This window comes from Photorhabdus australis DSM 17609 (assembly GCF_000711895.1).
GTDB lineage: Bacteria > Pseudomonadota > Gammaproteobacteria > Enterobacterales > Enterobacteriaceae > Photorhabdus > Photorhabdus australis.
In genome coordinates this window covers 21186-30287 of the sequence record NZ_KL543988.1, presented here as the reverse complement: position 1 = coordinate 30287, position 9102 = coordinate 21186, and the positions used below count along the sequence as shown (strand labels likewise).

The 9102-nt window shown below is 40.2% G+C and carries 6 protein-coding genes and 2 tRNA genes; 6 read left to right on the top strand and 2 right to left on the bottom strand.

Features of this window, described 5'->3' with window-relative positions; all coding sequences use genetic code 11:
- Positions 1-4: 4 nt before the first annotated feature.
- A tRNA-Lys gene (locus BO26_RS20450) sits at positions 5-80 on the top strand.
- A gap of 337 nt (positions 81-417) precedes the next feature.
- Positions 418-1383: a glucokinase gene (glk, locus tag BO26_RS20445; RefSeq protein ID WP_036774701.1), complete on the top strand. Its 966-nt coding sequence runs from the start codon at positions 418-420 to the stop codon at positions 1381-1383.
- 874 nt (positions 1384-2257) lie between these two features.
- Here glk and BO26_RS20440 read toward each other — a convergent pair.
- Positions 2258-2332, bottom strand: a tRNA-Arg gene (locus BO26_RS20440).
- 192 nt (positions 2333-2524) lie between these two features.
- Here BO26_RS20440 and mlaA point away from each other — a divergent pair.
- Positions 2525-3277: a phospholipid-binding lipoprotein MlaA gene (gene mlaA, locus BO26_RS20435; protein WP_036774700.1), complete on the top strand. Its 753-nt coding sequence runs from the start codon at positions 2525-2527 to the stop codon at positions 3275-3277.
- 76 nt (positions 3278-3353) lie between these two features.
- Here the strand turns inward: mlaA and fadL are convergent, their stop codons facing one another.
- Positions 3354-4670: a long-chain fatty acid transporter FadL gene (fadL, locus tag BO26_RS20430; RefSeq protein WP_036774699.1), complete on the bottom strand. Its 1317-nt coding sequence runs from the start codon at positions 4668-4670 to the stop codon at positions 3354-3356.
- 283 nt (positions 4671-4953) lie between these two features.
- Between fadL and BO26_RS20425 the strand changes: the two genes are divergently transcribed.
- The 3 genes from BO26_RS20425 to fadJ all read left to right on the top strand — a co-directional run bounded on the left by BO26_RS20425 (position 4954) and on the right by fadJ (position 9026).
- Complete coding sequence (locus BO26_RS20425) at positions 4954-5241, top strand: YfcZ/YiiS family protein (protein WP_036774697.1); 288 nt, start codon at positions 4954-4956, stop codon at positions 5239-5241.
- 291 nt (positions 5242-5532) lie between these two features.
- Positions 5533-6843, top strand: coding sequence for an acetyl-CoA C-acyltransferase FadI (fadI, locus tag BO26_RS20420; RefSeq protein WP_036774695.1), 1311 nt, complete (start codon positions 5533-5535; stop codon positions 6841-6843).
- The gene (fadJ, locus tag BO26_RS20415; protein ID WP_036774694.1) at positions 6843-9026 is read left to right on the top strand and encodes a fatty acid oxidation complex subunit alpha FadJ; all 2184 of its coding nucleotides are present in this window, start codon (positions 6843-6845) and stop codon (positions 9024-9026) included. Before fadI ends, fadJ begins: the two co-directional genes overlap by 1 nt.
- The last annotated feature ends 76 nt before the right edge of the window (positions 9027-9102 follow it).

Genomic DNA, 9102 nt, shown 5'->3' with positions numbered 1-9102 from the left:
ATATGGGTCGTTAGCTCAGTCGGTAGAGCAGTTGACTTTTAATCAATTGGTCGCAGGTTCGAATCCTGCACGACCCACCATCTAAAAAAGCATAATTAAATTCAAATACCACTCAGATGATTGTTAGCTCAATCGGTAAAGCAGGTGGCTTTTAATCAATTGGTCGCAGGTTCGGGTTAGGGCTAACTCACTTCATTACTACATATACTCAAGATGCTTCAAAGTGCATGTTTGAAAAACGATTATGTTGTTGAATTTAAATGTTTTTATGTCTGACGACTCAAGCATTTTGAAGTTCATTCGGTATATACTTTAATTATGAACGTTATTCACGCTTAAACTACCTATATACCAATAATACTAGATGGGATAAGCTTTACATATATTGTTGTGCTAGTTAATTATTGGGATATAAAAATGAATCTCTATGGACTGGTGGCTGATATTGGTGGCACGAATGCCAGATTAGCACTTTGTAATTTGAAAAATGGGACTATTGAGCAGATTGAAACATATAACTCGAGGCAATATGTTGGATTAGAGTCTATTATTAGCCACTATTTGGCGGAGCAAAAAACAGTAGTAACTTGCGCTTGTATCGCTATTGCTTGCCCGATAAGTGGTGATTGGATTGAAATGACTAATAACCAATGGGCTTTTTCTATTAGTGAGCTGAAACAGGCGCTTAAGCTAGAAAAATTAGATGTTATTAATGATTTCACTGCCGTTTCTATGGCTATTCCAATGTTGACAGAAGAACACAAAGTTCAGTTGGGAGGAGGAAAAGCGGTTGAAGATAAACCGATCGCTGTATATGGAGCTGGAACTGGCCTTGGGGTGGCTCATCTGATAAAAGTAGACAAGCAATGGATAAGTTTGCCAGGTGAAGGCGGTCATGTGGATTTTGCAGCGAATAGTGAAGAACAAGATGCAATATTGGCTGTTTTGCGTCGCAAGTTGGGTCATGTTTCGGTTGAAAGAATCTTGTCTGGTAGTGGCTTGGTGAATCTCTATCAGGCCATTACTATTTTGAACCATAGTCAGCCGGAAGATTTGGAACCAGAAACAGTGACACAACGAGCACTGGATGAAAGTTGCCAATATTGCCATCGTGCTCTCTCGTTATTTTGTGAAATCATGGGGAGATTTGGCGGAAATTTGGCGTTAAATCTGGGAACTTTTGGTGGTGTGTACATCGCTGGTGGTATAGTGCCACGATTTCTTAATTTCTTTAAGCAGTCAAATTTCTTGTATGGATTTGAAGATAAAGGGCGATTTAAAACATTAATACAACAGATTCCTGTTTATTTGATTACTCATCCGCAACCTGGATTGTTGGGTTCAGGTACATATTTACGGCAACAATTATCACTGATTGAATAAGTTATAAAGGCAGATATATCCCAATAGATTTCAAGTTGCAGCACGGCGGCAAGTGAACGCATCCCTAGCGCATAGATAACTATGTGACTGGGGGAAGTGAAAGCAGCCAACAAAGCGGCAACTTGAAAGGTGAAGGTTATATACATATTAGAACTAATAATTGTATATACTCAAGACACTTCAAACATGCACTTTGAAGTGTCTTGAGTATATGTCGGGTTAAAATTTTTTAAAGTGTTAATTTATTAAACACAAATCTATGAGTTAAATAACTACGTGGAAATGTTGATTGTTATTTTATTGTTTTTTATTTACATATTTTTCTCATTGAAAGAATAATAAGCAATTTAAAGTCAACAATAAAAATATTCCAATTTCACTTTGGATGATATATTTATTCCTTAGTTGCTATGGATTTGTGGGTGTATTTTCAAATAAATAATCAATTTATTTTATCTGATTGAAATTATAGGGAATTTTATTTCGCAGTGGGGTGGTTTTGAGTTATTGGATGTTATTGTTTTCATAATTATTGTTTAATGGCATTATTTGAATTTTGAAATAAAGTTAAATCATATTTTAAATAATTATTATAATGAAATTTTAGGTTTGATATGAAGTGTATAATTAAAGAGGTTTATTTTGTTGAATTAATAAGAATGTAATTTATTGAAAAACAATAAGATTAAATGACCTTAAGTTGGTATCAAATGTTTATGGTCTTACTAAGTTAAATAAAAATTTATATTCGATTAATTATATAATGAATGATTAATTGTTATATAAAGATATTATTTTACTTGTATATTATCGTAATGTTTTCTTACATTTCTCAAAATATTTCTATTTCATATGCGGTTATTGGTTCTGCTAATGGCGTCCCCTGCAGGAATCGAACCTGCAATTAGCCCTTAGGAGGGGCTTGTTATATCCATTTAACTAAGGGGACAATTTTTGCATTATAACTGCTTTTTCTTCTTAAGATAAGGTGTTATGAACTGTTTGCCTATTTAGTAATCACTCAAATTGAGTACCATTCAAATTGAATTGTCAGTAATATTTATATTTATTGATGATCATCGGCAGGTGGTGCGACAAGATTGGTTTGCCGGATCTAAAGGGTTGTTACTTGGAGAATTGTATGAAGTATCGTTTGGGCGGAATCGTTCTTACAGCTACATTACTTGTGGGATGTGCTGATTCATCTAATAGTGTTGAACAGGGGCGTTCAGACCCTCTGGAAGGTTTTAACCGTACAATGTTCAACTTTAATTATAATGTCCTTGATCCCTATATATTACGTCCAGTAGCTGTAACGTGGCGCGATTATGTACCGATGCCTGTACGAAATGGTTTGGGTAATTTTCTTAGTAATCTCGAAGAGCCAGCCAGTATGGTAAACAGTTTCTTGCGTGGTAACCCATATCAGGGAATGAAACATTTTAATCGTTTTTTCCTGAATACCATTTGGGGTATAGGTGGTTTGATTGATGTTGCAACTATGGCAAATCCTAAGTTGGCAAAAGAAGAACCAAACCGTTTTGGTAGTACTTTGGGCTATTATGATGTGGGATATGGTCCTTATGCTGTATTACCTGGCTATGGTAGTTTTACTCTGCGTGATGAGGGGGGAAACTGGGCTGATATGACTTATCCAATGTTGAGTTATTTGACCATTTGGATGTCAGCGGGTAAGTGGGTGTTTGAAGGTATTGAAACTCGTGCTCGTTTACTGGATTCTGATGGCTTGTTGATGAATTCATCTGACCCTTATCTGATGATGCGAGAGGCTTACTTCCAGAGCCATGATTTTATGGCAAGAGGCGGTCAATTGGATGCGACAAAAAATCCCAATGCTGAAGTATTACAGGGTGATTTGGATAGTATAGATTGATAGTCATTGTTGGATTTAACTTCATAAGTAAAAAGGATAGCCGTAGAGCGCTATCCTTTTTTAGAACTATACTCGATTAGAATGCATAGTTGAAGTTCACACCATATAACCAGGCAGAACCTTTTGCATCAAATTCATATGCATAAGGTAGTTTTTCAGACAATTTCTCTTTAACCGTGACTTTCTGTCCATGCATGTAAGAAACACCTACGTCTACAGACATGTCTTTATTAAATGCGTAGGTTGCGCCAGCGCTTAACCAGAAACGGTCTTGATCCGGAATAGAAATAGAGCGGTTTTCAGCAGGAATTGGGCTATCATCAAAGGCGATACCGGTACGGAATGTCCAGTTGTCATCGTGATAATAAGTTGCGCCTAAAGCAATACGATAGGCATCTTTGAAGCCTTCATGTTTACTAAACAGAACTGAACCATCTTTATTTCTGGTCCCTTTCAGTTCATCAAACTCACTCCAACCCGTATATGCCAGGCTATAGTGTATAGCCCATTTAGGCGCTACGCGGTTGTAACCAGAAACCTCCCAGATATCCGGCAAATTGAGGTCTAATCTGCCGCCAATGGTTTGGCCTCCGGTAGCAGGTAAAGGGATTCCTCTTTGCTTCAATACTTCCCCTAGCGCGACGGGAATATCATTTTTATAGTCACCGTCTTTAAATTTGACTTTAACTTTAGAGCGGTAAGTCAGGCTGTAGCGGTTATTTTCATCCATTTCATACATGATGCCCGCGTTCCAGCCATAGCCCCAATCTTTACCTTGCAGATTAGCAACTTCATCTGTTGGTTTTAGAATACCCCTAGTTTGTTGTGCCAGAATCCCAGCATGACGGGTGATTTCTGCGTCTGCATAGACAGCATTCAACCCTAAACCAAAGCTGAAGTTATCGTTTAGTCGATAAGCCCCGCTCAGGTTGAAGTTTAACGTTGTCAGATCAGTTTTGCCGCCGATAAGGCCCGCTTCGTAGTTATTGCTAAAATCAGTAGCCAGTCCAAAGTTAGTAGTGACTGAAGTACCAACAAACCATTGATCATCAATAGGCATAATAAAATGTAGGTTAGGTATCCAGGCTACTGGTGCAATATTTTTAGCGTTAGTACTTTTACCCGTCACTGGTGATTTACCTGTAATATCAACATCTGGGTTGATATAGATGGCACCGATAGAAAATGATGGGCGATCAAACAGAGTCATTGCTGCTGGGTTACGGCTTCCTACCGTTGCGTTATCAGCAACAACGCCTTCCCCGGAAAAAGCTCGGCCCAAAGCCGAAGTAGAAAATTCATTCAACTGGAAACCAGCGGCACCCGCGTTGGATGAAATTAGAGCCACTGCAACCGCTAATGCTGAACGGGTGAACAGGTTTTTCTGGTTCATGACCAAAACCCTCTTGTTTATTATTTAACTATGCCACTTAACTTAGCAAGGAGCGCAGGATTGTAGAGTCGGTTTGTCTTCATGACAAATCAGACCAGTGGTGAAGTATAGGTCTGACATCTGTTGGTGTTGCAAGAATGTTTTTAAAATATGTCCAAATTGATATCAAAAACGCGACTCAGTTAACAAAAAAATGATTTTAGGTGTTAATAAAAACGTTTAAAAATGAATTTTTGAAATCAGATTTCGGTAGGATAAATATTTGGAGAATGGAGTATGACTAATGAAATTGAAATATAGTGCAGAAGAGACAGCTGCTTGCTGCTGCGTAGATGTAGGTACGGTAATCGATAATACAGACTGCATGGTATCTTACCAGCACGTTTTTGCTGATAAGCAGGAAGCAGAAGAGATGCTTGACACTTTGATTGAAAAAGCAAAATTTATTGAATCAGAGCCTTGTGTTATTAATCATAAAATTGAGTTAGTTGAGTATGGTGTTCAACTGATTGCTAATTTCATTTTCTGTTGTCAGGCAGAAACACTGATTTTCCAGTTGGGATTGCGTTAATCTATGAGTAGGTTTTCTCCGTTGTCTTAAGTAGATAGCGGAGGTATTTCACTGAGTCCCTCCTTATCGTTAGTTCTTTTTTTACTGCTTGCGAACATGCTCGAAAAGGCATTGAGATCGTTTAGACATTAAGTAAATTAAAGTTGCGCCCGCTCTCATTTTTAGTTTATTCAGGTTTGCTATTTATAAACATTACGCTAACAATGATCTATCAGGTCAGACCTGTCCAGGTTGGTCAAAAAATTTTTTCAGTAATTTGATGTAGTTAATAATAATTTTTCAGGAGCCGTTATGAGTCGTCATTTAACAAAAGTGACACAGCAAGGTGATCGTATCGCAATTGTCAGCGGGTTACGCATTCCATTTGCTAAACAGGCAACATCGTATCACGGCATACCGGCTGTGGAATTGGGTAAATCAGTGGTCAATGAACTGGTAACCAGAAGTGGTTTACTCCCTGAAAAGATTGACCAACTGGTGTTTGGACAAGTAGTACAAATGCCTGAAGCGCCAAATATTGCTCGTGAAATCGTTCTTGGTACTGGGTTAAGTGTGAATACAGATGCTTACAGCGTATCTCGTGCGTGTGCGACCAGTTTTCAGGCGATTGCTAATGTGGCAGAAAGCATTATGGCTGGTACGGTGAATATCGGGATTGCGGGTGGTGCAGATTCGTCTTCTGTATTACCGATTGGTGTAACTAAATCTCTGGCCCGTACCCTTGTTGATATGAATAAAGCGAAAACTTTGCCTCAGCGTCTTAACTTACTTAGCCGCCTCAAATTTCGTGATTTATTGCCTGTATCTCCGGCAGTAGCAGAATATTCGACAGGTCTGCGTATGGGAGATACCGCAGAACAAATGGCGAAGACCTATCGTATCAGTCGTCAGGATCAGGATGCGTTGGCGCATCGCTCCCATGTTCTTGCGGCAAAAGCTTGGGAACAGGGTTTGCTGACTGATGAAGTTATGACGGCCCATTTCCCCCCATATCGTGAAGCATTACCTGAAGACAACAATATTCGTAAAAATTCAGTATTAACTTCTTATGCAAAATTGCGCCCGGCATTTGATCGCAAGTATGGCACTGTGACCGCGGCAAATAGTACACCGCTGACAGATGGCGCAGCAGCAGTCATGTTAATGCGTGAGTCTGTGGCTAAAGAATTGGGAATAAAACCGCTTGGTTATCTGCGTAGTTATGCATTCTCTGCGATTGATGTTTGGCAGGATATGCTATTGGGGCCATCGTATGCGACGCCAATAGCACTCGAACGTGCCGGTATTACGCTGACAGATTTAACTTTAATTGATATGCATGAAGCTTTTGCTGCTCAGACATTGGCAAACTTGAAAATGTTTGCCAGTGATGAGTTTGCCCGTAATAAATTAGGGCGTGCTCAAGCAATTGGTGAAGTAGATATGGATAAATTTAATGTCTTAGGTGGTTCAATTGCTTATGGGCATCCGTTTGCAGCAACAGGAGCTCGCATGGTGACGCAGGTATTGAATGAGTTGCGTCGTCGTGGAGGGGGGCTTGGGTTAACAACCGCTTGTGCTGCTGGCGGGTTGGGCACAGCTATGGTATTGGAGGTGGAATAATGACTCAGTCTCAGAATGATGCTGTAGCCGTTACTGCAGATATAAAACAGGCTGCTTCTGTTTTCAATTTTGATATCAGGCCGGACAAAATCGGTGTTATCACTATTGATGTGCCAGGCGAGAAAGTAAATACGCTGAAAGCGGAATTTGTTGATCAATTTCTGAACGTTTTCAAACAAGCTCAGCAGGTTTCTGGCCTTAAAGGATTAATATTGATTTCCGGTAAACCGGACACGTTTATTGCTGGTGCTGATATTTCGATGATTGCCGGGTGCAAAACCAAAGAAGAAGCACAAGATCTGGCTGAAAAGGGGCAGAAATTATTTTCTCAGATAGCCAATTATCCTTTGCCTGTTGTAGCGGCAATTCACGGTGCTTGTTTGGGAGGTGGCTTGGAATTGGCACTGGCATGTCATTGGCGTATATGTTCATTGGACGATAAAACCCGTCTTGGATTACCTGAGGTTCAGCTTGGATTGTTACCTGGTTCAGGTGGTACTCAGCGATTGCCGAGACTTATTGGTGTCAGTTCGGCGCTGGATATGATCCTGACAGGTAGGCAATTAAGAGCGAGACAGGCATTACGGCTGGGAGTCGTGGATGATGCTGTGCCATTAGATATTTTGCTGGAAATTGCTGTTGAAAAAGTCAAAAAAGGCATTCCTATGCGTAAGTCTTTACCGTGGCAACAGCGGTTATTGGTAGGGCCTGTAGGAAGATACTTTTTGTTTAATATCGTTCGTAAAAAAACACTGGCGAAAACTCGTGGGCATTATCCTGCACCTGAACGAATTATTGATGTTGTCAAAGAAGGCCTTGAAAAAGGCATGAATCAAGGTTTACGGGCCGAGGCAATGGCATTTGGTGAACTAGCAATGACACGGGAATCTGCCGCTTTACGCAATCTGTTTTTTGCCGCAACGTCATTGAAAAATGAGACAGGCTCATCAGAGAAACCAGCAAAGATCGAACGTGTTGGCATATTAGGTGGTGGTTTGATGGGTGGGGGAATTGCGAATGTAACAGCTACCCGTGGTAAATTGCCCGCGCGTATTAAAGATATTAATGAAAAGGGTATTAGTCAGGCATTAAAGTACACTTGGGATTTATTATCCAGGCGCGTGAAGCAAAAACGATTGCGTCCGGTAGAACGAGATCAGCAAATGATGCTTATTTCAGGAACGACGGGTTATCGTGGTTTCGAACAGGTAGATATTGTTGTTGAGGCGGTATTTGAAGATTTATCACTGAAACAACAGATGGTGGCAGAAATTGAAGCTAGTGCCAAACCGGAAACGGTATTTGCGTCTAATACATCTTCGCTTCCTATCCATCAGATTGCTGAAAAAGCTCAACGACCAGAGCAGGTTATTGGTCTGCATTATTTCAGCCCGGTAGATAAAATGCCTCTGGTGGAAGTTATTCCACATAAAGGAACCAGTGAGAAAACAATTGCTACAGCGGTTGCTTTGGCTAAAAAGCAGGGAAAAACCGCTATTGTGGTAGGTGATAAAGCCGGATTTTATGTAAACCGTATCCTTGTTCCTTATATCAGTGAGGCATCAAATTGTCTGATAGCAGGAGAGCCAATTGATCGTATAGATAAGGCACTGGTTAATTTTGGTTTTCCAGTAGGGCCAATTAATTTATTAGATGAAGTAGGAATTGATGTTGGCACCAAAATTATGCCTATTTTGGTAGAGCAATTAGGGCCACGTTTTGCGGCCCCTGAATCTCTTAATGTTGTACTGAAAGATGGTCGCAAGGGTAGGAAAAACGGCCGTGGCTTCTATTTATATACATCAGAAACCAGAAAATTTTGGCGGATAGGTAAGAAAGGTAAAAAAGTTGATAGTTCAATTTATACCTTGATGAATATAACGCCTGAGTCTCGTATGCTTTCTTCAGAAATTGCTCAGCGTTGTGTGATGCTGATGCTTAATGAAGCCGTTCGCTGTTTGGATGAAGGGATTATCAGAAGTCCGCGTGACGGTGATATTGGTGCGGTATTTGGTATAGGTTTTCCGCCATTCCTTGGGGGCCCTTTCCGCTATATTGATAGCCTTGGTTGTGCCAGGGTGGTGGAAATTCTACGTAAGCTGGAAAGTCAGTATGGAGATAGATTCGTACCTTGTGAGCGTTTGGTGAAAATGGCTGAACAGAATAAAAATTTCTATCCGTAGTAACCTATATTGCATTTGTGAAGAAATCAATGCCGGCGCCATATTGGAATGCCGGCATCATCTTTAGGATTTTTGA

Bases quoted from the DNA above. Each gene is read 5' to 3' on its own strand.
- glk (WP_036774701.1), top strand. From the start codon at position 418: ATGAATCTCTATGGACTGGTGGCTGATATTGGTGGCACGAATGCCAGA.
- mlaA (WP_036774700.1), top strand. From the start codon at position 2,525: ATGAAGTATCGTTTGGGCGGAATCGTTCTTACAGCTACATTACTTGTG.
- fadL (WP_036774699.1), bottom strand. From the start codon at position 4,670: ATGAACCAGAAAAACCTGTTCACCCGTTCAGCATTAGCGGTTGCAGTG.
- BO26_RS20425 (WP_036774697.1), top strand. From the start codon at position 4,954: ATGAAATTGAAATATAGTGCAGAAGAGACAGCTGCTTGCTGCTGCGTA.
- fadI (WP_036774695.1), top strand. From the start codon at position 5,533: ATGAGTCGTCATTTAACAAAAGTGACACAGCAAGGTGATCGTATCGCA.
- fadJ (WP_036774694.1), top strand. From the start codon at position 6,843: ATGACTCAGTCTCAGAATGATGCTGTAGCCGTTACTGCAGATATAAAA.